Source organism: Paraburkholderia tuberum STM678 (assembly GCF_902833905.1).
In the GTDB taxonomy this organism is placed as follows: domain Bacteria; phylum Pseudomonadota; class Gammaproteobacteria; order Burkholderiales; family Burkholderiaceae; genus Paraburkholderia; species Paraburkholderia tuberum.
On sequence record NZ_CADFGP010000001.1, the window covers coordinates 95,415 to 117,452 of the forward strand.

At 60.1% G+C, this 22,038-nt stretch carries 17 protein-coding genes; 16 read left to right on the top strand and 1 reads right to left on the bottom strand.

Features of this window, described 5'->3' with window-relative positions:
* The first annotated feature begins 930 nt into the window (after positions 1 to 930).
* From HWY30_RS00455 to HWY30_RS00475, 5 genes are all read left to right on the top strand, one after another.
* Positions 931 to 1,905 carry an efflux RND transporter periplasmic adaptor subunit gene (locus HWY30_RS00455; protein ID WP_090811824.1) on the top strand — a complete coding sequence of 325 codons (975 nt, stop codon included), beginning with the start codon at positions 931 to 933 and terminating at the stop codon, positions 1,903 to 1,905.
* Positions 1,902 to 4,961: an efflux RND transporter permease subunit gene (locus HWY30_RS00460; RefSeq protein WP_090810676.1), complete on the top strand. Its 3,060-nt coding sequence runs from the start codon at positions 1,902 to 1,904 to the stop codon at positions 4,959 to 4,961. The genes HWY30_RS00455 and HWY30_RS00460 overlap by 4 nt, the downstream gene beginning before the upstream one ends.
* Positions 4,958 to 6,460 (top strand): efflux transporter outer membrane subunit, encoded by a 1,503-nt coding sequence (locus tag HWY30_RS00465; RefSeq protein ID WP_090810678.1) that lies wholly within the window; start codon positions 4,958 to 4,960, stop codon positions 6,458 to 6,460. The genes HWY30_RS00460 and HWY30_RS00465 overlap by 4 nt, the downstream gene beginning before the upstream one ends.
* A 140-nt stretch (positions 6,461 to 6,600) precedes the next feature.
* Positions 6,601 to 8,037, top strand: a complete 1,437-nt coding sequence (locus HWY30_RS00470; protein WP_090810680.1) for a basic amino acid/polyamine antiporter — start codon at positions 6,601 to 6,603, stop codon at positions 8,035 to 8,037.
* A gap of 69 nt (positions 8,038 to 8,106) precedes the next feature.
* Positions 8,107 to 9,534, top strand: coding sequence for a basic amino acid/polyamine antiporter (locus tag HWY30_RS00475; RefSeq protein WP_090810682.1), 1,428 nt, complete (start codon positions 8,107 to 8,109; stop codon positions 9,532 to 9,534).
* A 37-nt stretch (positions 9,535 to 9,571) separates the two neighbouring features.
* Here the strand turns inward: HWY30_RS00475 and HWY30_RS42405 are convergent, their stop codons facing one another.
* Positions 9,572 to 9,700: a hypothetical protein gene (locus HWY30_RS42405; protein WP_279613262.1), complete on the bottom strand. Its 129-nt coding sequence runs from the start codon at positions 9,698 to 9,700 to the stop codon at positions 9,572 to 9,574.
* Between the two features lie 156 nt (positions 9,701 to 9,856).
* Here HWY30_RS42405 and HWY30_RS00480 point away from each other — a divergent pair, with 156 nt between their 5' ends.
* The 11 genes from HWY30_RS00480 (at position 9,857) to HWY30_RS00530 (ending at position 21,990) form a co-directional block, all read left to right on the top strand.
* On the top strand, positions 9,857 to 10,099 hold the full coding sequence (locus tag HWY30_RS00480) for a hypothetical protein (RefSeq protein ID WP_090810684.1): 243 nt from the start codon (positions 9,857 to 9,859) through the stop codon (positions 10,097 to 10,099).
* A gap of 793 nt (positions 10,100 to 10,892) precedes the next feature.
* Positions 10,893 to 11,543 carry a response regulator gene (locus tag HWY30_RS00485; RefSeq protein ID WP_090810686.1) on the top strand — a complete coding sequence of 217 codons (651 nt, stop codon included), beginning with the start codon at positions 10,893 to 10,895 and terminating at the stop codon, positions 11,541 to 11,543.
* Between the two features lie 255 nt (positions 11,544 to 11,798).
* On the top strand, positions 11,799 to 12,347 hold the full coding sequence (locus tag HWY30_RS00490) for a fimbrial protein (RefSeq protein WP_090811826.1): 549 nt from the start codon (positions 11,799 to 11,801) through the stop codon (positions 12,345 to 12,347).
* Positions 12,348 to 12,446: 99 nt separating this feature from the next.
* Positions 12,447 to 13,211, top strand: coding sequence for a fimbria/pilus periplasmic chaperone (locus HWY30_RS00495; protein WP_090810688.1), 765 nt, complete (start codon positions 12,447 to 12,449; stop codon positions 13,209 to 13,211).
* A gap of 12 nt (positions 13,212 to 13,223) precedes the next feature.
* Positions 13,224 to 16,061 (top strand): fimbria/pilus outer membrane usher protein, encoded by a 2,838-nt coding sequence (locus HWY30_RS00500; protein ID WP_176078830.1) that lies wholly within the window; start codon positions 13,224 to 13,226, stop codon positions 16,059 to 16,061.
* Positions 16,062 to 16,134: 73 nt separating this feature from the next.
* Complete coding sequence (locus tag HWY30_RS00505; protein ID WP_090810690.1) at positions 16,135 to 16,698, top strand: fimbrial protein; 564 nt, start codon at positions 16,135 to 16,137, stop codon at positions 16,696 to 16,698.
* Positions 16,699 to 16,750: 52 nt separating this feature from the next.
* A complete protein-coding gene (locus HWY30_RS00510; RefSeq protein ID WP_279613263.1) occupies positions 16,751 to 17,434 on the top strand; it encodes a DotU family type IV/VI secretion system protein in 684 nt (227 codons plus the stop codon).
* Entirely contained in the window at positions 17,431 to 19,110 is a 1,680-nt protein-coding gene (locus tag HWY30_RS00515; protein WP_090810692.1) for an OmpA family protein, read from the top strand. The genes HWY30_RS00510 and HWY30_RS00515 overlap by 4 nt, the downstream gene beginning before the upstream one ends.
* Positions 19,111 to 19,315: 205 nt before the next feature.
* Positions 19,316 to 19,849, top strand: coding sequence for a type VI secretion system contractile sheath small subunit (tssB, locus tag HWY30_RS00520; RefSeq protein ID WP_090810694.1), 534 nt, complete (start codon positions 19,316 to 19,318; stop codon positions 19,847 to 19,849).
* A gap of 46 nt (positions 19,850 to 19,895) precedes the next feature.
* Positions 19,896 to 21,398: a type VI secretion system contractile sheath large subunit gene (gene tssC, locus HWY30_RS00525; RefSeq protein ID WP_090811832.1), complete on the top strand. Its 1,503-nt coding sequence runs from the start codon at positions 19,896 to 19,898 to the stop codon at positions 21,396 to 21,398.
* Positions 21,399 to 21,507: 109 nt separating this feature from the next.
* Positions 21,508 to 21,990: an Hcp family type VI secretion system effector gene (locus HWY30_RS00530; RefSeq protein ID WP_090810696.1), complete on the top strand. Its 483-nt coding sequence runs from the start codon at positions 21,508 to 21,510 to the stop codon at positions 21,988 to 21,990.
* Positions 21,991 to 22,038 lie beyond the last annotated feature (48 nt).

Consider the following 22,038-nt stretch of genomic DNA (forward strand, 5'->3'; position numbering starts at 1 on the left):
GTCACCAGTACAGCAGAATAGCCATGCGTATATTTCATCAACAGAAGCCGAAGCAACCATAGAACGAGTCGGTATGACCGTAGCAAGTCGCGAATCGATTGACGGCTTGCGCATTGTTCGGCCATGATGCCTGTGACGAACTGAAAGGGGCCAATGACGCACGCATGACACGGGCAAACCACCAGTGAACTGCGCGAAGTCATGAACGCCTATGACGGCTTTGATATACCGCTTAAGGTAAGCAATCGATACGATCGTGCTGCGCCTGTGAGGCTCTTGACAGCGAATTGTTTGGGAACTTTAATAATTTTGCAGCAAGGTTCAATCGAAGGGATCTGATTCAACGCTGCAATCCGCCCGCATATTCATTCGTCTTCAGGTTTTGCGGAATCGTCGTGCATTCCATACAGGGCGGATTCGTCAAGTTCCTCAGTCTTGCTTCGGCATGGCGAAGCAGTTTGGCAGTTCGACAGGATGCCTGATGAACGGAGCCGGAATGACGACACATCGGTCGCGGCTGTAGTCCTGACGGCCACAACACAGTTGTCGCCGATAGACTGGTTTGAACGACGTTGCCGGTCCGACAGAAGGGATGCCGCTGTTCCTCGAGTCTGACCTGGCCGTGGAAGTCGAAGCGGATGCACCCATCGGTCCACTGTCATGGGCCCCTATGAATTGCTGAGCAACCTGTAGGGTCTCGTATTCGCCGGCCCGTGAGCTACGTTGCCGCTGGGCTTACGACATGGGTTGCGCCAGCAGTCAGCCGAGAACGTCATGAATGCAAACCGCTCCGATGCACCGCGGCCTCGCCGATCAGGCGGAATCGCACTGACCGGCGCAGTGTCGTGCGCGTTGACCTGCGCGCTTGTCGTTTCACTGTCGGGCTGCCAACGGCAGACCGAAACACAGAGTGGCGATACGAGGCCAGCCGTGCAGCTCGCTCGGGTCGAACCGGCCGACGCTTCCGCCATTCGCATTTTTACCGGGCGGGTCGAGCAGACCAGCATCTCGCCGCTCGCCTTCGAAGTATCGGGCCGCGTCGTGCAGATCGCGGTGCTCGAAGGCGCGTCGGTGAAACGCGGGCAACTGATCGCGCGGATCGACGAGGAACCCTACAAGCTGCAACTGCAACGCGCGAACGCGCAGTATCAGCAGCTGAGCGACAACCTGAAGCGCCAGGCGGTGCTGCGCAAGGACGGGATTCTGTCTCAGGCTGCCTATGAGCAGTTGTCGGCTTCCACCGATGCCGCACGCGCGGCACGCGACCTGGCGAGCCGCGACCTGCGCAATACCCAGCTCGTCGCGCCATTCGACGGCCGGATCGCTCGCCGCAACATCGAGATCCAGCAGGTCGTGCAGGCTGGGGCGCCCGCGTTCAATCTGGAAAACATCGGCCGTGCCGATGTCGGCGTCGATCTGCCTCAGAGCATTGCCGAACGGCTGTTCGTCGACAAGACGCTGAGAGCCGAGGCGTGGCTGCCCGGGCGGCCGCAGAACCGCTTCCCGCTCGTGTTCCGCGAACGGACCACGCAGACCTCGCCGACTTCGGCGGCCTACCGGCTCGTGTTCTCGATCGAAGGACCGCAAAGCGCGATGCTGTTCCCCGGCATGGCGATGCGCGTACAGATTTCCGAAACGGCGCGTCAGGTCGCGCAAAACGGCAACAAAGGGTACTTCGCGATTCCGATCGCCGCAGTGTCGATCGGCGCGGACGGTCAGCGCAGTCTGTGGCGCTACGACGCCGCGTCCGGCCGTGTGCATGCGGTGCCGGTCAGCGTGCGCGAAATTCGCAATGACGATGTGGTCGTCGCGGGGGCGGTTGCGGCGGGCGACCGCGTGGTGGCCGGCGGCTCGCAGTTCATGAAAGAGGGAATGGCGGTCCGTCCAATGGATGCGCCTCAATGAATCTCGCGCGCCCCCTTATCGAAAAGCCGCTGATCGCGTGGGTTCTGACGCTCATCTCGCTGTTGGGCGGGATCTTCGCGTACTACAACATCGGGCGGCTCGAAGACCCGAAGTTCACGATCAAGACCGCGGTCGTCGTGACGCTGTATCCGGGCGCGAGTGCGCACGAGGTCGAGCAGGAAGTGACGGACCGGCTCGAAAGCGCGATCCAGCAGATGCCGCAGGTCGACAGGCTGACCTCGCGTTCCACACCGGGCTACTCTGAAGTCCGCGTCGAGATTCGCGACCAGTACACGTCGGCGCAATTGCCGCAGGTGTGGGACGAGCTGCGCAAGTCGGTATCGGATGCACAGCCCCGGCTTCCGCCGGGCGCGGGACCGTCACTCGTGCTCGACCGTTTCGGCGACGTCTACGGGATGTTCTACGCGCTGACCGGCGAGGGCTACACGCAGGCGCAACTGTATGAGTACGCGCGCGAACTGCGCCGCCAACTGCTGACACTCGGCGACGTGTCCGACATCGTGATCGCCGGTGAGCAGCAGGAGCAGATCTCGGTCGACGTCGACCAGTCGCAACTGATCGCCAACGATCTGTCCACCGACGATCTTGCGCAGACGCTGTTCGTGCAGAACGAGGTTCGGCCCGCGGGCCGCGAACGTGTCGGCGACCTGTCGTTGCGGATTGCGCCGTCCGGCTCGCTCGATTCGTTGCAGGCCATTCGTTCGCTGCCTGTCAACAATACGCCCGCCCCGCTGCTGCTCGGCGACATCGCGCGGGTAAGCCACGGCTACGCGACGATTCCGAACCAGGTCATTCACTATAACGGCCAGCCCGCGGTTACGATCGGTATCAGCGCGCGGCCGCGCGTCAATGTGGTGAGGGTCGGCGAGGAGCTCAAGGCGAGGCTCGCCGAACTCGAGCGTGACCTCCCGATCGGCATCAAGCTGCACTCGCTTTACGATCAGCCGCAGGTCGTCGACGAGAGCGTGCGCGGCTTTATCTTCGACGTGTTCCTGTCCGTGGCGATCGTCGGTGTCGCGCTGGGCATTGCGCTCGGCTGGCGCGCGGGCGTCGTGCTGGGCGTCGAGCTGTTCCTGTCGATCCTCGGCACGCTGCTGGTGATGTACGCGGCAGGCATCGAACTGCAGCGTATCTCACTCGGCGCGCTGATCATCGTGATGGGCATGCTGACCGACAACAGCATCGTGGTGGTCGAGGGGATGCTCGTGAAGGTTCAACGAGGCATGTCGCATCTCCAGGCGGCGACCGAGATTCTCAAACAAAGCCAATGGCTTCTGCTCGCGTCGACCATTGTGGGGATTCTGGCTTTCTCGGGCATCGGCCTGTCGCCGGATTCGGTCGGCGAATTCTGTGCGTCGTTGTTCGCCGTCGCTGCGATTTCGCTGCTATTCAGCTGGGTGATCGCCATTGCCCTGACACCGCTGTTCGGCACGTATCTTTTCAAGCCCGCGGACATCATCGATGACGACCCGTTCAAGTCGAAGCTGTACAAGCGTTACGGCGAGCTGTTGTCATGGGTCACCCGACAGCGCGTGCTCGTGGTCATCGGCCTCGTCGCGCTGACCGTGCTGGCCGGGTGGGCGTTCCGTTTCGTCGAGCGGAGCTTCTTCCCCGCGTCGACCACGCCGATCTTCTATGTCGACATGCGTTTGCCGCGCGGCGCCGATATTCGCGCGGTGGTCGAAAAGAGCCGCGCGGTGGAGAAGGTGCTGCTCAAGCATGCGGACGTCACCAACGTGCAGACGTATATTGGCTCGGGCGCGACGCGCTTCTCCCTCGTCTACGATCCGGAAACGCGCAATCCGTCGTACGCGCAGTTCATCGTCGGCGCGAAGGACCAGAGCCTGATCGACGACATGATTCCGGACATCGAAGCGGACCTGAAGAGGCGCTTCCCAGAACAGCAATGGACGGTCACGCGGCCGAAGTTCGGTCCCGGCGGTGGCGCGGCCATTCAGGCACGCTTCTCCGGACCCGATCCGGCCGTGCTGCGCCGCTTGTCTCAAGAAGCACAGAATGTGCTGAAGGCGGACGGCCGCATCATCGCGATTCGCGACGACTGGGAGGACCCGATCAGCATCGTGCGGCCGGAATTCGACGAATCGCGGGCGCGCTCGCTCGGTGTGACGCGCCGTCAGGTTAGCGACACGATGGCTTATGCAAGCGAAGGCCTGCGGGTGGGCATCTATCGCGAAGGCGATCAGCTACTGCCGATCGTGCTGCGTTCGCCCGACTACACGCGTGGCGTCGCGGGTCTGCAGGACCTGCAGGTGTTCAGCGCGGGGCTGCGCCGTTACGTGCCGCTCGGCGACGTGGTCAACGGCTTCGCGGTCGGTACCGAGGAAGGCCAGATCGCGCGCGAAAACCGGATTCGCACGCTGACGGTTTCGGCCAACCCGATCTATGGGCAGAACAGTGTCGACGCGTTCAACCGCATACGCTCCAGCATCGAGAACATCAAGCTGCCACCGGGCTATAGCTTCGAATGGGGCGGCGAGCACGAATCGTCGACGCGCGCGCAGCAGAGCCTGTTCCGTCAACTGCCGCTCGGCTTCATCGGCATGGCGCTGCTCGTGCTGATGATGTTCGGACGCCTGAAGCCGGCGCTCGTCGTGCTGCTCGTCGTGCCGATGTCGATCGTCGGCGTCACGCTCGGTCTGCTGCTATTTCGCGGCGCGTTCGGCTTCATGGCGTTGCTCGGTCTATTGAGTCTGATCGGCATGCTGATCAAGAATGGCGTGGTGCTCGTCGAAGAGATGGATTCGCAGATCGCCGCGGGCGTGCCGCGCATGCAGGCGGTGACCCACGGCGCGATGAACCGTCTGCGGCCGGTGATACTGGGGGGCGGTACGACGGCGCTCGGCATGGCGCCGTTGTTGTGGGATCCTTTCTTCAAGGACATGGCGATCACGATTATGGCGGGCCTCGTTTTTGCCACCGTGCTGACGTTGGTCGCCGTGCCGGCGCTGTATGCGATGCTGTTCTCGATCAGGCAGGCGGAATGGGAGCCGGGTCGACACCCGGAAGCAAAATGATCCGCGCGCGCCCTTATCTTCTCGCCGTCGCGGCCCTGCTGCTCGAAGCCGGCTGTACGGGTTCATTGCAGCTGCAAAAGCCCGCCGCGTTTCCGCCGCAGTATTCGGAGGCGCAACCGGGCGTGGCGACACCGATGTCCGAGCAGCAGCTCGCGGCATGGTGGACCCAGTACAACGACCCGACGCTGAATAAACTGATCGATCTCGCGCTCGCGCACAACTTCGACATCGCGACCGCTTACGCACGCGTCGATCAGGTGCAGGCCGGGATCCGGCTGGCTCGCTCGCAACTGCTGCCGTCGGTCGGTGCTGGCGTGAGCGCCGCGAAGTATCACGGCGGCGAGACGCAGCTCGAGTTCGAGGAAGTGCTCGGCATCAACAATACCGATGCGCAGTTCTGGCGTGTCGGCTTGCAGGCGCAATGGGAGATCGACCTGTTCGGTCAGGGACGCGCAAGGCTCTCGGCGGCACGCGAACAGGCACGCGCGGCCGCGGGCGATGCGGAGGCGGTACGCCTGAGCGTGGTGTCGGGCGTTGCGGATCTGTATGTGACGTATCGCGGGCTGCTGCGTCAGCGCGCGATTTTGCTGCAGAGCCGCGCGATCGCGGACGACTTCGTCAACATCGCCGAGAAGAGCTTTAACGCGGGTCTCGTGCTGAGTACGGACATCGAAGCAGCGCGCGCCGGCCGCGCGCAGGTCGATGCGCGTTTGCAGGACGTGGAGAACGGCATCGCGCAGGCACGACTCAATTTGCAGAATCTATGCGGCGTGCAGCCCGCGGAATTTGCGGGGATTCTCGATGAAAGCGACACGCTGATGACCGCGCTGCCGCATATCGAGCCCGGCCAGCCGGTCGACCTGCTGATGCGGCGCCCGGATCTGATCGCGGCGCAGGCACGCGTGAATGCGGCGCTCAGGCAGTCGGATGTCGCGCGGCTCAACTACTGGCCGACCATGTCGTTGAGCGGTTTGCTTGCACGCAATGGTTGGGAGATCGCGGGTCAAAGCCTCGGGGCCAGCACGTTCTGGCTATTCGGCGCGGCGATGGCGCTGCCGCTGATCGACTTTGGCGCGCGGCGCTCGCAGGTGGAGTCATCGGATGCGCAGGCGCAGCAGGCCATGTTGAACTATGAAAAGACCGCGCTCGGCGCGTTCTATGACGTCGACCGTGCACTGGCGCGTTTGAACCGGCAGGACGAGTTGTTCAAGGCACGCAATGAAGAAGTCACGCGTCGCACCACGCAGTTGAGCCAGGTGCGACGTCGCTACGAACTCGGCGATACCGGCCGCGTCGATATCGATCAGGTGCGGGTTGCGCTGCTCGAAAGCCAGTCGTCGCAGGCGAGGGAAGAGGTCGGCGAACTGCAGGCACAGTTCGCGCTGTTCAGGGCGATGGGAGGCGGCTGGTTGGCCAATCCGCCAGTGGCCTCGAATACACGAGCGCCGACGGAAGCCGCGCCCGCCACCGCGAGGGCACCGGCGCCGGCCTCACAGTGAACGACCAGGAGGAGTGCGGTCCGGTACTCGCAAGGCCGTTGGCTTCAGTCGCGAGAACTGACAGGAGATGCGCAATGCACGCGTACCTGCTCCGCGTAAGCCCATTTCTGGAGGAAATCAGCTTCTCTGAAGGGTGGACGATGGCAACCCAGGTCGAGACGAAACTGTCGTTGCCCGCATTGACCGCGATGGTCGTCGGCTCAATGGTGGGCGCAGGGATTTTCTCGTTGCCGCGCAATTTCGCGCGCGCGACCGGACCGTTCGGCGCGGTCATTGCATGGTGCGTGGCGGGCATCGGCATGTATGCGCTGGCGCGCGTCTTTCAGGCGCTCGCGCAGCGACGGCCCGAGCTCGATGCGGGCGTGTTCGCATACGCGCGAGCGGGCTACGGCGATTATGCGGGCTTTCTATCCGCATTCGGCTACTGGATGGCCGGCTGCTTCGGCAACGTGTCGTACTGGGTGCCGATCAAATCGACGCTTGGCGCTTTCGTGCCGGCTTTCGGCAACGGCAATACGGCGAGCGCGATCATCGTGTCGTCGGTGGGCATCTGGCTGTTTCATCTGGTGATGCTGCGCGGCGTCCAGCAGGCCACGATGATCAACACGATCGTCACGGTCGCGAAGTTGATTCCAATCGTGCTGTTCATCGTGATGCTGATCGCGTTGTTTCGCGCCGACATGTTTCGCGCGAATCTGTGGGAACGCAGCGATCAGATCGGCAAGGGCTTGTTCTCGCAGGTTCGCGCGACGATGCTCGTCACCGTCTTCGTGTTCGTCGGTATCGAAGGTGCGAGCGTGTACTCGCGCTATGCGAAAAAGCGCTCGGACGTCGGCGCCGCGACGATCACCGGCTTCGTCGCCGTGCTGTGTCTGCTGGTGCTGGTGACGCTGCTGCCTTACGCGACCTTGCCGCGCGCCGATATCGCGGTGATGCGCCAGCCGTCGATGGCCGCGGTACTCGGCGCGCTGCTCGGCCCATTCGGTGTCGTGTTCGTCAGCGCCGGTCTGATCATTTCGATTCTCGGCGCGTACCTCGCATGGTCGCTGATCTGTGCCGAGGTGCTGTTCGCCGCCGCGCGTCTCGAGACGATGCCGCGTATCTTCGCGCGACAAAACGAGCGCAAGCTGCCGGTCGCCGCGATCTGGCTCACGAGTACCGTGGTGCAGTGTTTCGTAATCAGCACGTACTGGTCGACCGATGCGTTTGCGCTGATGCTCAATCTCACGAGCTCGATGGTGCTGATTCCTTATTTTCTCGTGGCCGCATACGGCATCAAGGCCGCGCGTGACGATAGTGGGCAGAATGGCGGTACCTTGAGCGGCGCGTTGCGCACCGAGTATTTCGTCGCGATGTTCGCGACGTTGTATACGGCCTTTCTGCTGTTCGCGGGCGGCCTGAAGTTCCTGATGCTATCGGCGCTGCTTTATGCGCCCGGTACGGTGCTGTATGTGGTGGCCAAACGCGAGCGCGGCCATCGGGTGTTTTCGAAAGTCGAGTGGGTCATCTTTGCCGTCGCGGCCTGCGGCGCGATTGGCGCGCTGATCGGCCTCGCGACTGGCACGATCGTCATCTGAGCGGTCGATCATCGTAGTCGCACGAGCGCGGCTCGATCGGAACGTGTTCGCGGGAGAGCGATCGCAGCAATGGACAAGCGCGTCAGACTTTCAGCGCCGGGCCTGATGGCGATGGTGATCGGCTCGATGGTCGGGGTGGGCGTCTTTTCGCTGCCGCAGGCGCTCGGCAAATATACCGGCGTAGTCGGTTCGTTGATCAGCTGGACCATCACCGGCTCCGGCATGCTGATACTCGCGCTGATCTTTCAACGGCTCGCATGGCGCAAGCCGGAACTCGACGCTGGCGTCTACACGTATGCGCGCGTCGGGTTTGGACGCTACACGGGATTTCTGTCGGCGTTCGGCTACTGGTGCGCCAGCTGTCTCGGCAACGTGGCGTATCTCGTGCTGATCAAGTCCGCGCTCGCGATCGTCGCGCCTTCATTCGGCGCTGGCAATACGTTTAGCGCGATCGTCAGTTCCTCGCTGATGATCTGGGTGTTTCACTTTCTGATACTGCGCGGCGTGAAGGGCTCGTCGGTAGTGAATGCGTCGATGACGGCCGCCAAGTTGTTCGGGCTTGGACTGTTCGCGGTGCTCGTGCTATCGAGTGTCAAGTGGCAGTTGTTCCTCGCGAACCTGTGGACCGTTCCCGAGCCGTCGGCGAGCGGTCTGTTCGGCGAGGTGCGCAAGACGATGTTGGGCACGGTATTCGTGTTTCTCGGCGTCGAAGGCGCGAGTGTCTATTCACGGCATGCACGCGAACGGCGCGGCGTCGGGGTCGCGACCGTACTCGGCTTTCTCTGCGTGCTTGCGTTGATGGTCATGGTCACGTTGTTGTCGTATGGCGTGTTGCCGCTCGAGCAGTTGGGCACGCTGAAAAATCCGTCGATGGCTGGCGTGCTGAGCGCCGCGGTCGGCGCCTGGGGCGCGGTCGCGGTCAAGCTCGGCCTGTTGATATCGGTACTCGGTTCTTATCTTGCATGGACGTTGCTCGCCGCCGAAATTCTGCACGCGGCGGGCAAGAGCCGCACGATGCCCGCGTTTCTCGGGCGAGAAAACCGCAACCACGTACCGGTCGCCGCACTGTGGATGACGAGCCTCGTGATTCAGGCCTTTCTGATCGTGACGCTGTTTTCGAAAGAAGCGTTCACGCTGGCCAAGGAGTTCACGACGTCGATGAGCCTGATCCCGTATCTGCTCGTCGCCGGCTATGGGTTGAAGCTCGCAGCGAGCGGCGAATCGTATGCGGGGCAGCCGTGGTCACGGCGCATCGATTTCATGCTCGCGCTGCTGGGCTGCGGCTACGCGCTCTTTCTCGTGTACGCGGGCGGCCTGCATTATCTGTTGATGTCGACCGTGCTTTATACGGCGGCGACCGTGTGGTTTTACATCGCCGAGCGTCGCAAGGGGAAACGGCCTGTGTTTACGCTGCTCGAACGCTGGCTGTTCATCGTGGTTCTGCTTACCGGGCTGGTCGCGTTCGTCGATCTCGTGCGCAATCATTTTGCGGCTTAAGGCTCCCGCTCCTGCTTCCGCTCGCGCGCCGCGCGGCTCACATGATCGCGGCCTGGCGAATGCAGCGGATGAAATAGTCGGCCGGGCGCGTGTGAATCGCGCCTTCGCGCTGCATCAGATGCAGTCTCGCCGTGCGCGACGTTTCAATGAAACCCAGCTTTTTCATCTTCAACGATCAGGCACTGCCGATCGGCTCCGCCTACTGGGCCACGCTCGTCGAGCAATACCTTACAGCCTGACCTTCGCCAATTCGCGTTTCGCCGACCCGGCGTGCTGCCTGGCCGGCGGCCAGACTACGTCCATATCGGAAATCGGCCTGTGGGTGCTCGGCAATCCGGCTGGCTTTCTGCTGCTGCTCGAAGGATTCCCGCGCGAAATGCGCGGGCGATCGCTCGGGATCATCTATAGCGTCGGCGTGACGTTGTTCGGCGGTTTCGCGCCGTTCGTCGTGACGTGGCTAATTGGCGTGACGGGCAGCGCCTATGCGCCGGCCTGGTACATGAGCGCGTGCTGTCTCGTCAGTCTCGCCGCGCTGACCGTATTCGACGAGCGCATTACCGATTAGTGACCGGAGTCACCGTCGATGTCATCCGGCCATACACAACAGGAGAACGAAATGAACGCACAGAAATGGCTGAAGCAAATAGGCCCGCGACCGCGGACCTGCTGTCGCGCGGTCCGCTAGAAGAAACACGGCCGTGACGCCGGCGGCGATGGGGCATTGCGACGGACCGACTGGGCTGGATGTTGAAAGCACTTCTTGCACCTAGGACGCATATAGGACTCTGCTGACTTTTTTCTTGTTAGCGCATTGTACAATCCGCCTCTGCGCAAGGCGAAGATGTTTTAATTCCTCGCCGACGAGTTGGGGTGCGTTGCGCTATCCCATCTTCATGATTGATCCATGCCAGGTTGCATGCCCAAAAATTGCTTTATCTTTACCAAAGCACACCGACTTCTCACCGATTTTGCATCGTTTTAAAAAACACTGGTTCGAAAACTTCTATTTGCGTGGTGCCAAAATGCTTTTGTGGAACGATCAAGACAATTTGATATGCGCTATCTGGACTGCACCGCCTGGTGCGCTTAGATGATAGGCGTTCCCGACGCCGTTCGCTTCATTAGAAGCAGGAAGGTTGCGGCTCTCGATCTTGCTGCTGAGGTGTGCGGCTAGGCCCACGCAAACGCAGCGTCCCGTGGCGACACACAGGATCAGGGAAGTCGACGAGTGGATGGGACGAGATGCCCTGCGCCTTTCTCATCATGTAACGGCGTGAAATGACATGGTACTTTGGTGACAAATCATGCAGGGTGTTTCGGCAAGGAAAAGGTATTCACCTGCGTGGTATGGAGTGTGAGTGAACAAAATAAGAGTGGGTATCGCCGACGATCATCCATTTATTCTCCTCGGCGTCGAGCATCTTCTTCAGCGTTGTCCTGACATCCAGGTCTGCTTCAAAAGCGACAGTATTGGCCTGCTTCTCCAGCGGTTGGTTGAAGTGCCAGTCGATGTTCTTGTGTGCGACTACGAATTCGAAGGCGATCCGTATGCCGACGGTCTCAATCTTCTTGACCGGATCCGGCGTGTCGCCCCAGCCATACGAGTAGTTTTCCTGAGCACGCATTCTTCCACGCACATCATTTCAGCTGCGCTCAACGCGGGGGCGGCCGGCTTCGTCGGCAAGGGTCCCGAGGGCTTTGTCAGCCTTACCGCTGCCGTTCGCGTTGCCAAAAATAAAAGCGTGTTTCTGCCTGATTCCATTGCGGACAAGATGTTGCGCGCAACGGGGCGCGCAGCGCAAGGCGGATCTTCTCTCAATTTGCTATCTGAAAAAGAATCGACGGTCGTGCGAATGATCTGCGACGGGATGTCGATCGCAACAATTGCCGAGCGGCTCAATCGCAGTCCGAAGACCGTGAGCAATCAGAAGAACGCTGGCATGAAGAAGCTCGGTGCCAGAAACGACGTAGAACTCGTCACAATCGTGCGCGAGTGGTCCTGCTCGTAGCAATTGCCGCGATTCTCAGGCGGATTCTGTCGTTCTCGTGGCGCCTTCTCCCTATCGTAGGGTGGTCCTGTGACCTGTTCAGTTCGAGGAATCGACACGCCGTTTCTCGACTGACCTATTTTGGTCTTTCATTTTGGGTATTGGCCCATTAACACCGATCTTCTTCAATGAGATCATTCCTCTGCCTTGACGATCGCTGGACGTCCCGGCTTTACAAGGGTTTGTAGTTCTGAAATGGCAACAAAGAGGAATCTCATGAAAAAACAAGTAACGCAACTCATGATCGCGCTGATGGGCCTGTCCGTCGCGCCGATGGTTTTCGCTCAAGCTGTACCGGGCACAGGTCAGGTAACGTTCAATGGAGAACTGTATGACGACACCTGTGTGATCAACTCGGGTGACGAGGACCAAACGGTCACGCTGCCTCGGGTGTCTTCGCAGACGCTGCCTGCGGCTGGCGTAGTCGGCGGGTCCACGCCGTTCAACATTTCGGTGTCGCAGTGCCCGGCAACGCTGACCCATGTCGCGGCGCATTTCGAGACCACGAACATGGACCCGGTTACGCGTAATGCCATTAACCAGGCAACTACCTCGCCGGCCGCGAACGTCGAAGTGCAATTGCTTGACCACAATTTCACGAATGGCGCGGCGCAGGTGCTTCCGCTGGGCAGCACGGGCGAGTTCGTTGCTGTTGGGAACGACGGTACGGCAACGATGTACTACGCCGGCCAGTACTATGCAACAGACAGAGCCACGGCCGGTAACGTGACGGCTGTTGTTCGCTACACGTTGGCATACCAGTAAGCGAATCTAAGCCGAATGGCATCGGGTTGCTCTTCTAGTTCGAAGGCAACCCGAAGTGGCATTCCGCTTATCTGTCGCGTGGAGGAGCGAGTGTCTTCAATGAAGTTTCCAATGTTGTTCGCCGCAGCTGTCGCCTTAAGTGTGACCTCGTTTGCTGCACAAGCTGCTATCACCATTACCGGTACCCGAGTTATTTATCCGGCGCAAAACCGCGAAGTCAATGTTCGTTTGAACAATGTTGACAGCCGTCCGGTTTTGGTCCAGGCATGGCTGGACGACGGCGATGCGGCCGCTGCCCCGAATGAAATCAAGGTGCCGTTCACGTTACTGCCGGCGGTATTTCGGGTCGAGCCTCACAGAGGGCAGGCTTTGCGCATCCTGTTCACAGGCGGCGACATGCCGAAGGACCGTGAGGCTGTCTATTGGCTGAACGTTCTCGAAATTCCGCCGAAGCCTAAGGACGCTGATGACCGGAACATGATTCAGCTCGCGTTCCGAACGCGTATCAAGATGTTCTACCGGCCGGTATCGTTGCTCGATGACCCAACGGCGGGGCGGGCACAGCTGAAGTGGCATCTCGAGGCAAATGACAAAGGTCAGAGCATCGTTCGTCTGGACAACCCATCGCCCTACTACATTTCCCTCGGCACGGCAGAGGTAGAAACGGCAGGCAGGAAAGTCGCTCTTTTGCCCGATATGGCACCGCCGTTCGGGCACGTCGATCTCCGTCCACAAGATGGAAAGCTGGATATCAAAGCTCCTGCCACTGTTTCCTATACGGTTCTGAACGACTTCGGTACAGCGATCAAGGACTCGGCGGAAGTGACAGGTGCGCAAAGCGCGGAAGCGCAAAAGAATCAATAATTGAAATACGGGATGTCGGGCGTGCGGAATAGTAAGACGGCGGTTGAAAGAGTATTCAGTAATGTCCCTTTCCGGTTTCATCCACTGGCTTGGGCGGCAATCATAGCGTCGGGCTGGGTCTTTTGCTCAAATTCCGCGGTCGCCGCGTGCGCGCCGGACTCAGCGGCGACGCCATCCAGCGAATGCTCGGCGTCCGAGTTGCCGCAACAGGAAGCCGGTGTCGACGGAGAAGCTGCGCGTACGGATGCGTCATCTACCACGGCGACATCAAATGCGCCCGCTGCGGAAGTTCCGCAAGAAGTCGAGTTCAATCCAGCATTCTTTACGGGCAATGTCGCCGATTTGTCACGCTATACGCGAGGCAATCCTGTTGCTCCCGGTGTTTATCCGCTCGAACTGCTCGTCAATGGTAAGAAGCGTGGACGCTTCGATGTCCTGTTTCAGGCAGTGCCGGGCTCGGATATCGCAACGCCCTGTTTCACGATGCCTGGCCTCGACCGCGCTGGCGTAGATACCGAGCGCGTGGCCCAGCGGTTGAAGGAAGCAGGAAAGGGCGACTTCGACGATACGGATGCGTCAGTGCAATGCGTCCCGCTGGTTGAAGCCGTACCGGGATCGGTTGCATCGTTCAACACCGCCGATCTGCAACTCGATCTGTCGATTCCACAGATCGAATTGCGCAAGGAGGCTGCCGGTTACGTTGATCCGTCCCGTTGGGACAACGGGATCAACGCAGGCTTCGTGCAATACAGTCTCGCCGGCTATATGACCCACCAGAACAATGGTAGCGGAGACTTCAGCAGTGTCTACCTCGGTCTGCAAAGCGGATTCAACGTGAACGGCTGGCGTTTCCGCCAGTGGTCCACGGTAAGCTCGCAGAACCGGGGTTCCGGCACGCATTGGCAAAGTGTCGCGCTGTTTGCGCAACACGATGTCACGGCGCTTAAGAGCCAACTGACGATCGGCGACAGCTCGACGAGCGGCGACGTCTTCGACTCATTCAACGTGCGTGGCGTCCAGCTTTCGAGCGACGACCGCATGTTGCCGGATTCCATGCGCTCCTACGCGCCGGTTGTGCGTGGCGTGGCTGATACCAATGCACGCATCATCGTGCGTCAGAACAACATCATCGTGGCCGAGACCAGCGTGCCGCCGGGGCCGTTTGAACTGAACGACCTGCCGGCTACGGGTTATGGCGGCGACCTTCAGGTCACTATTACAGAATCCGACGGCCGTCAGCGGACTTTTCTGGTGCCGTTCGCGTCCGTCCCGCAGTTGCTGCGGCCTGGTGTTGCACGTTTCAATCTGACGACCGGTGTCTATCGCGATACCGTGCTGAATAACCATCCGTGGGTGGCGCAGGCGGTTTATCAGCGCGGCCTGACAAACCTGTTGACCGCCTACACCGGTGCACAGTTTGCGGAAGGTTACTGGGCTGGCCTGATGGGTGTCGCGCTCAATACGCCGCTCGGCGCATTCGCGTTTGACGTAACGGCGGCGGGAACGAATATCCCCGGCGTGTCTGGTGGTCGTCCCGGTTACAGTACCCGGATCAGCTACAGCAAGCTCCTTCCAGGGCCCAACACGAATTTTTCGGTTGCGGCTTACCGATACTCGACCTCACGCTTCTATAGCCTGCATGACGCGATGTACGCGCGATATGGCTCCCGAGACACCACGGGTCAGTATGACTACCGCACGCGCAGCCGTCTGCAGCTGAATATCAACCAGCCAATCGGCGAGTCGAGTTCTTTTTATATCGCCGGCAGTTCGCAGAACTACTGGGGCGCGTCGAAGGGCTACGACCTGCAATATCAGGTTGGTTTCAACAGCGCGTACAAGCGGGTGTCCTACTCGCTATATGCGCAACGCACGCGCCTGCAAAACTCGAAGATCAGCACGCAGGTCGGTTTGAACCTGACGATTCCGCTCGGCAAGGTCGACTCGAACGAGCATCATATGTTCGACTATCTGACCACCAACGTTTCGCGCGGCTCGAACGGGGATAGCACAATTCAGGCCACTGCGTCGGGCAACACGAGCGGAGCCACGCCGATCACCTACGGTGTCAACGCGTCACGGATCGTCGCCGGCGACAATCGGACCGTTTCCGCGGGTGGTTACGCGATGTATCGCGCGCCGTTCGCTACTTACAACGTCAATGCATCGATCAGCAATCAGACCCGTCAAGCCGCGTTCAACGCCGACGGCGCGGTCGTCGTTCACAGTGGCGGCATGACGCTGAGCCCGCCGCTTGGGCAGGCGTTCGCGCTCGTCGAAGCGAAAGGCGCGGAAGGCGGCCGGATCATCAATGGCCAGGGTGCAAGGATTGACGCTAACGGCTATGCGGTGGTGTCTTCGCTGATGCCATACCGGGTCAACACGGTCGCGCTGGATCCGAGCGACGTGTCGCTCGACGTTGAACTGGGCAACACGAGTGAGGAAGTCGTGCCGCGCGCGAGTTCGCTCGTCAAGGTGAAGATTGCGACCACGCAGGGCACGCCGATTTTCGCCGAGGTTTTGGATCGGGAAGGCAAAGCCATGCCGATGGGCACCGAGCTATTCGACGAGTCCGAGAAATCGGTGGGCATCGTCGGTCAGGGGGGCCTCGCGTACCTGCGCGGCCTCGAGCACGAAGGCAAGCTGCTGGTGCGCTGGGGCAATCGCGCAGCGGAGCAGTGCGTGATGCCCTACACGGTGCCGGACGACGACAAGGCGGACAGCGGTCAGCGCGCGGGGATCGTTGCGCGCATCAAGCTGAGCTGTGATCCAGCGCTAGTCTGGTCTCCGCCGGCAAAGTCCGTAGCGCGACGTTCAGCGGGCGCGGCGCTTGTCAGTTCGCTTCGCTGAAGTGCGAAGGTCGATACCCGGTCAGCGCCAGCGCTGCGGCTTAGATGATTCCGCCGACAGTAGAGGTCAGAAAATGAAAAATATTTGTAGATACTTTCGGATTGCCGGACTAATTTCCGGATTGATCGCAGGTGCACTGTTGGGATCGGTTTGCGTACATGCGCAAGGCTCGCCTTCGGTCACGCTCAATTTTAGTGGCACCTATAACGCGACGACGTGTGCGCTGGTGAGTTCGCCCGACATGACGGTCACGTTGCCGACGCTTTCGACGCAATCGCTGCCGACGGCCGGAGCTATAGATCGCGGCTCAAAGTTCTTTACCATCACGATCCAATGTCCAAGCGGTGTAACGGGGGCGCGCGTGTATTTCGAGAGCGGTTCGTCGACCGATCCCAACACCGGGAATCTGGACCTGCAGAATGCGAGCGGGGCGGCGTCGGCAACGAATGTACAGGTCATGCTGGCCAATGAGGACGGATCGCGGATCAAGGTCGGCGACCGGTCTACGATGAGAGTCGTTCCGATCACGTCCACGGATCCAACGCCGGTGAAGTTCATTGCCAGCTACTATGCAACCGGTCGGGCCACGGCTGGCACCGTCAATACATTCGTCACCTATGTCGTCGAAATGCCCTGAGGGTGCCGGCGCGAATACGTTTCTTATTATGTTTGACTCAACAGTCGCGCTCATGCGAGCGACTGCGTTGCATGCAGCACTGCTGTCCGACGGCGCGGAGCTGCCGGCTATTCCTTTTTGGCGCGCGCGTTGCAGTACGTTGGTCGAGACGCTACAGCAGCAAATGCTGGATCGAACTTTTCCGGCAACGGACATCCGGGAAGTCAGCCTCGCACAATGCGTTCTGCTAGATGAACTGACGTTGCATGCATTGCCGTCCAGGCAGCGCGAGGAATGGTTGCGTGACCCGCTGCAGATGCGTTTTCATGGCGTGCGCGATGGCGCCGCATGGGTATGGCACCGGATCGAGGCGGTGGTGGACGGCGGCGATCCGGACCCCGCCGGACTTGAGTTCTACACCATGTTGCTGGGGCTGGGCTTCGACGGCGGACGCGAAAACGCCAACGCATATCTGGAGCGTGCGAAATCGGCGTTGAACGGGCATCCGCGTAATAAGGCGGCGTTCTCCATACCCGACGCACCGGATAACGCCATGCCACCGACCAATTCGCTTCGGCCGTCGGACGTGTCACGCATCTCACATTCACGCAGAATCGCCGGCGGGGTGATTGCTGGTGCGGTTGCCATCGCGTCACTATGGACGGCGATGGATCTTAGTCTGGACGTTGCGACGCGCGGTCTACTTCAAACGTCGTCGCCGCAGAGTAGTCCTATGCAGACGGAGCGTTCGCAATGATTTCCGGAAACAGCTACCGGGCGGCGCTGATCTGGATCGCTGTCTCCGTAGTTGGACTGATATGGCTATGTTTGCCGCTTGCTCTCCAACCATCGTGGCTTGTTGTGCTCAGTCTTGTTCTGTTGACGGGGGTGGGCGCCGCCGTTTTGCCAGCTTACGGGCGATCGCATCCGACTCACGAGGATCAGGATTTTCAGCTCGGGAACGTGCGTCAGTTATCGATCGTTCTCGTCGTCGGGCCGCATGCCGGCGCGTTGTTTGCACGCGATGGCCAGACATCCGCACTGCGACGTAACGGTGATGCGCTGTGGTTGCGTGTCCGGTCCCCGCAGCAGTTGTCCAGCGTGTTGGCCACGGTGATGGAGTCGCATCAACGTCCGCCGGATGCCGTGTTGATGCCCGTTGTTCCCGACGGTGAGTGCGACGATGCTGTGATTCGCCGCGAATTTTCCCGCTGGAAGCATCAAATCGACGCTTGCATCGGTCCCCGGGCGTTCGTATTACCCTGCTATATCGCGATCTACGCGTACCTCGGCTCGAATAGCGACCGCGCAGTGGAACCGGTCTGGTTCGGCGATGCCATGAGTATCTCGACGATGCAACCCGCGACCGCAACCGCGCGGCAACATGTGCAAGCGCTCAGGCAACAGCTGGATCAGGCCTGGCTCGCTGTCGCCCACCCGGAACGTGCGTCGCGCGCGGGTCTGGGGCATGCAGTGTTCGACTGGCTAGAAGATGAGGCGCTGCTATCGATACTTTCATCGCTCGCGAACACCGCGCCGTTCTCGCTGCGCGGCTTGCTGTTGGCCGACATAGGACACCCACCGATGCGTCCAGGCGCATGGACGCGATGGCTCACCGGCAAGACCGCGCTGCGGCCGCTGCTGACGAGGCCGAGGGCTCAACCGAAGCCGCTGTCTCTGCCTTTACTTACGACCATCGCGCGGAACGACAGATTCCGGGTTTCGAAGAGCGAGTGGGCCCGGTCGTATTCCGGAAGCTTGCACGCGTTGGCTGCGTCAGCGGTCGTCCTGATGGTGTCGATTGGTGTCTCCGCATGGTCGAACAGCAGGTTGGTCACGCGAGTCGCCGACGACCTCGAGGCTTACACGCATATACCCACAGCCCGCGCGGATACGAAGCGTGAGCGATTCGAATCGTTGCGCAGACAATCCGCCGAGCTGGCTCGTTATGCGAGCAACGGTGTGCCGACCGGGCTCGGCTGGGGACTGTATCGGGGCAAGCAGTTGCAAGTCGCGCTTGAACGCGTGACCGCGACATCGCATTCCCCGACGATCGCCGCGCATTCCCCGCCCCTTGCTGTGACGATCGACAGCCTCTTGTTATTCGACAGCGGCAAGACGACGCTCAAGTCAGGTGCAGAGCCAAGGCTCCACACGGTTCTCGATCTGATTCGCGCGAATCCCGACAAGCGAATTCTCATCGCGGGTCATACTGACAACGTGGGTGCCAGCGTCGCGAATCATAAGCTCTCCGAGGCACGCGCGCGGGCCATCCGCGATTGGTTCGTCAACACGGCTACGTTGCCCGTCACACGTTTCGCAATTCAGGGGTATGGCGATACCCGGCCGATCGCCGGCAACGAAACTAGTCAGGGGCGCGAAATGAATCGTCGTGTCGAAATCACCGTTGTTCCCGATTCAGGCACGCACTGAAAGTACTCGTCGCGGGTAGCCCTCTGGGAGCCTGCGTTCGCGCACGCCAACCCGGCCTCGCTTTTGCGAACGGGACAGACTTTTGGGCAACCGCCCATATCGCCGCGCTGTTCCGAGACATAACATCTTCAGCTTGCGGATTTCATACGAAAGCGAGCGGTGTCGCCGCTCCTTCTTTTATTTGAGCGAACAACCTCAGAGCACTATGTCGGCTTCTACCAGTTCTCAAAAATTCATCGCACGTAATCGTGCCCCCCGCGTCCAGATTGAATACGACGTCGAAATTTACGGTTCGGAAAAGAGAGTCGAACTCCCGTTCGTGATGGGCGTCCTCGCCGACTTGTCGGGCAAGCCGCTCGAACCGTTGCCCGCCGTCGGCGATCGTAAGTTCTTCGATATCGACATCGAGAACTTCGATGAGCGAATGAAGGCCATGAAACCGCGTGTCGCGTTCGCGGTGCCCAACACGCTGACGAACGAAGGTCATCTGATGGTCGATATCACGTTCGAAAGCATGGACGACTTCTCGCCCGCAACCGTCGCAAAGAAGGTTGACGCGCTTGCGCAGCTACTCGAGGCGCGTACGCAACTCGCCAATCTGCAAACGTATATGGATGGCAAAAGTGGCGCGGAAAACCTGGTCAGCAAGGTGTTGAGAGACCCAGCGTTACTCGAAGCGCTCGCAAAGGCGCCAAAGCCGGAAGCGGCATCCACCGGCGAACCGGTGACCAACGAATGATTTTTGCTTTCCGCACGAAAGCACAGCCTGAAACAATGGGGAAATGATGGCCGAACTTCAAGCGAACACGCGCGCCAAGGCAACGGCGAGCGTGACCAATCAGTCCGATTTCAACGCACTCCTATCGCGCGAATTCAAGCCCAAAACGGAGCGCGCGCGCGAGGCTGTCGAGGGGGCTGTCCGGACGCTTGCTCAACAAGCACTGCTTACATCGGCAACGGTGTCCGACGACGCGTACAAAAACATAGAGTCAATTATTGGGGAGATCGATCGCAAATTATCCGAACAGATCAACCTGATTCTCCACCATGAAGATTTTCAGAGTCTTGAGAGTGCATGGCGGGGGCTTCATCACCTCGTCGCGAACACGGAAACGGATGAGAAGCTGAAGATCCGCTTTATGGATGTGTCGAAGGACGACCTGCGTCGCACGATGAAGCGCTATAAAGGGATTGCGTGGGACCAGAGTCCGTTCTTCAAGCAAATTTACGAGGAAGAATACGGGCAGTTGGGTGGCGAGCCGTACGGCTGTCTCGTCGCCGACTACTACTTCGATCACACGCCCGCCGACGTCGACCTACTGGGCTCGATTGCAAAGGTGGCGGCAGCGTCGCATGCGCCGTTCATTACGGGCGCGGCACCGTCCGTGCTGCAGATGGACTCGTGGCAGGAACTCGCCAACCCGCGCGACCTGACGAAGATTTTTACGCAAAACCTCGAGTACGCACTTTGGAACTCGCTGCGTAGTTCGGAAGACGCGCGCTACATCGGCCTTGCAATGCCGCGTTTCCTTGCACGTCTGCCGTATGGCGTCAAGACGAATCCGGTCGACGAATTCAATTTCGAAGAGGCGACCGCCGGCGCGGATCATCAACGCTATGTATGGTCGAACGCGGCCTACGCAATGGCGGTGAACATCAACCGTTCGTTCAAGAACTACGGTTGGTGCACGCTGATTCGCGGCGTGGAAAGCGGTGGGGTAGTTGAAAACCTGCCGTGTCACACGTTCCCGACGGATGACGGTGGCATCGACATGAAGTGCCCGACGGAAATTGCGATCTCCGACCGCCGCGAAGCGGAATTGTCGAAGAGTGGTTTCATACCGCTCATTCACCGCAAGAACACTGACTACGCGGCGTTCATCGGCGCGCAATCGTTGCAGAAGCCGATCGAGTACCACGATCCCGACGCAACTGCGAACGCGAATCTATCGGCCCGTCTTCCGTATCTGTTCGCGTGCTCGCGCTTTGCGCATTACCTGAAGTGCATCGTGCGCGACAAGATCGGCGCATTCAAGGAGCGGGACGAAATGCAGCAATGGCTCAACGAATGGGTCATGAACTACGTTGACGCCGATCCCGCTAATTCGTCGCAGGAAACCAAGGCACGTCGACCGCTGGCCGCGGCCGAAGTGGTCGTCGAGGACGTCGAGGGAAATCCGGGATATTACCAGGCGAAGTTCTTCCTGCGTCCGCATTTCCAACTTGAAGGTCTGACGGTTTCTTTGCGTCTCGTCGCGAAGCTGCCGCTCGTGAAGGATGCAGCCTGACCTGACGTCTACCGTTCATTCGGTGATTGAGCGACGGACAGGCGCTCACTAAATATGCCTGACTTTCATTGAGCATCTTTAAAACTAATCGGTATCAAGGAGTACTTTTATGGCGCAAGACATCTTTCTCAAGATTAACGGGATCGATGGTGAGTCGGCAGACGCTAACCACAAGGACGAAATCGATGTTCTGAGCTGGGCGTGGGGCGTTACGCAGCAATCGAATATGCACGTTGGTTCCGGTGGTGGCGCTGGCCGAGCCACGGTCGACGACTTCACGTTTGAGCATTTCATCGATCGTGCAACGCCCAACCTGACGCAATACTGCCTGACCGGTAAGCACATCGACGAAGCCAAACTCGTCGTGCGCAAGGCTGGCGGTAATCCGCTCGAATACATCAAATTCACGATGAACGACGTGCTGGTTACCTCGGTGCAGCCGTCCGGCGTCAGCGACAGTGAATCGCGTCCGTGCGAAACGGTGCGTCTGTCCTTTGCTCGCCTGAAGCAGGAATATGTGGTGCAGAACGCGCAAGGCGGTAGCGGCGGTGCGATCACGGCGACCTTCGATATCAAGAAGAACACAGCCTAAATCGCACATTTTCCTGAATCTTGGCACGACGACCCTTTTGTCCGGGAA

Coding starts and splice junctions, on each gene's coding strand:
- HWY30_RS00460 (WP_090810676.1), top strand. CDS start 1,902: ATGAATCTCGCGCGCCCCCTTATCGAAAAGCCGCTGATCGCGTGGGTT.
- HWY30_RS00465 (WP_090810678.1), top strand. CDS start 4,958: ATGATCCGCGCGCGCCCTTATCTTCTCGCCGTCGCGGCCCTGCTGCTC.
- HWY30_RS00470 (WP_090810680.1), top strand. CDS start 6,601: ATGGCAACCCAGGTCGAGACGAAACTGTCGTTGCCCGCATTGACCGCG.
- HWY30_RS00475 (WP_090810682.1), top strand. CDS start 8,107: ATGGACAAGCGCGTCAGACTTTCAGCGCCGGGCCTGATGGCGATGGTG.
- HWY30_RS42405 (WP_279613262.1), bottom strand. CDS start 9,700: ATGAAAAAGCTGGGTTTCATTGAAACGTCGCGCACGGCGAGACTGCAT.
- HWY30_RS00490 (WP_090811826.1), top strand. CDS start 11,799: ATGAAAAAACAAGTAACGCAACTCATGATCGCGCTGATGGGCCTGTCC.
- HWY30_RS00495 (WP_090810688.1), top strand. CDS start 12,447: ATGAAGTTTCCAATGTTGTTCGCCGCAGCTGTCGCCTTAAGTGTGACC.
- HWY30_RS00500 (WP_176078830.1), top strand. CDS start 13,224: ATGTCGGGCGTGCGGAATAGTAAGACGGCGGTTGAAAGAGTATTCAGT.
- HWY30_RS00505 (WP_090810690.1), top strand. CDS start 16,135: ATGAAAAATATTTGTAGATACTTTCGGATTGCCGGACTAATTTCCGGA.
- HWY30_RS00510 (WP_279613263.1), top strand. CDS start 16,751: ATGCGAGCGACTGCGTTGCATGCAGCACTGCTGTCCGACGGCGCGGAG.
- HWY30_RS00515 (WP_090810692.1), top strand. CDS start 17,431: ATGATTTCCGGAAACAGCTACCGGGCGGCGCTGATCTGGATCGCTGTC.
- tssB (WP_090810694.1), top strand. CDS start 19,316: ATGTCGGCTTCTACCAGTTCTCAAAAATTCATCGCACGTAATCGTGCC.
- tssC (WP_090811832.1), top strand. CDS start 19,896: ATGGCCGAACTTCAAGCGAACACGCGCGCCAAGGCAACGGCGAGCGTG.
- HWY30_RS00530 (WP_090810696.1), top strand. CDS start 21,508: ATGGCGCAAGACATCTTTCTCAAGATTAACGGGATCGATGGTGAGTCG.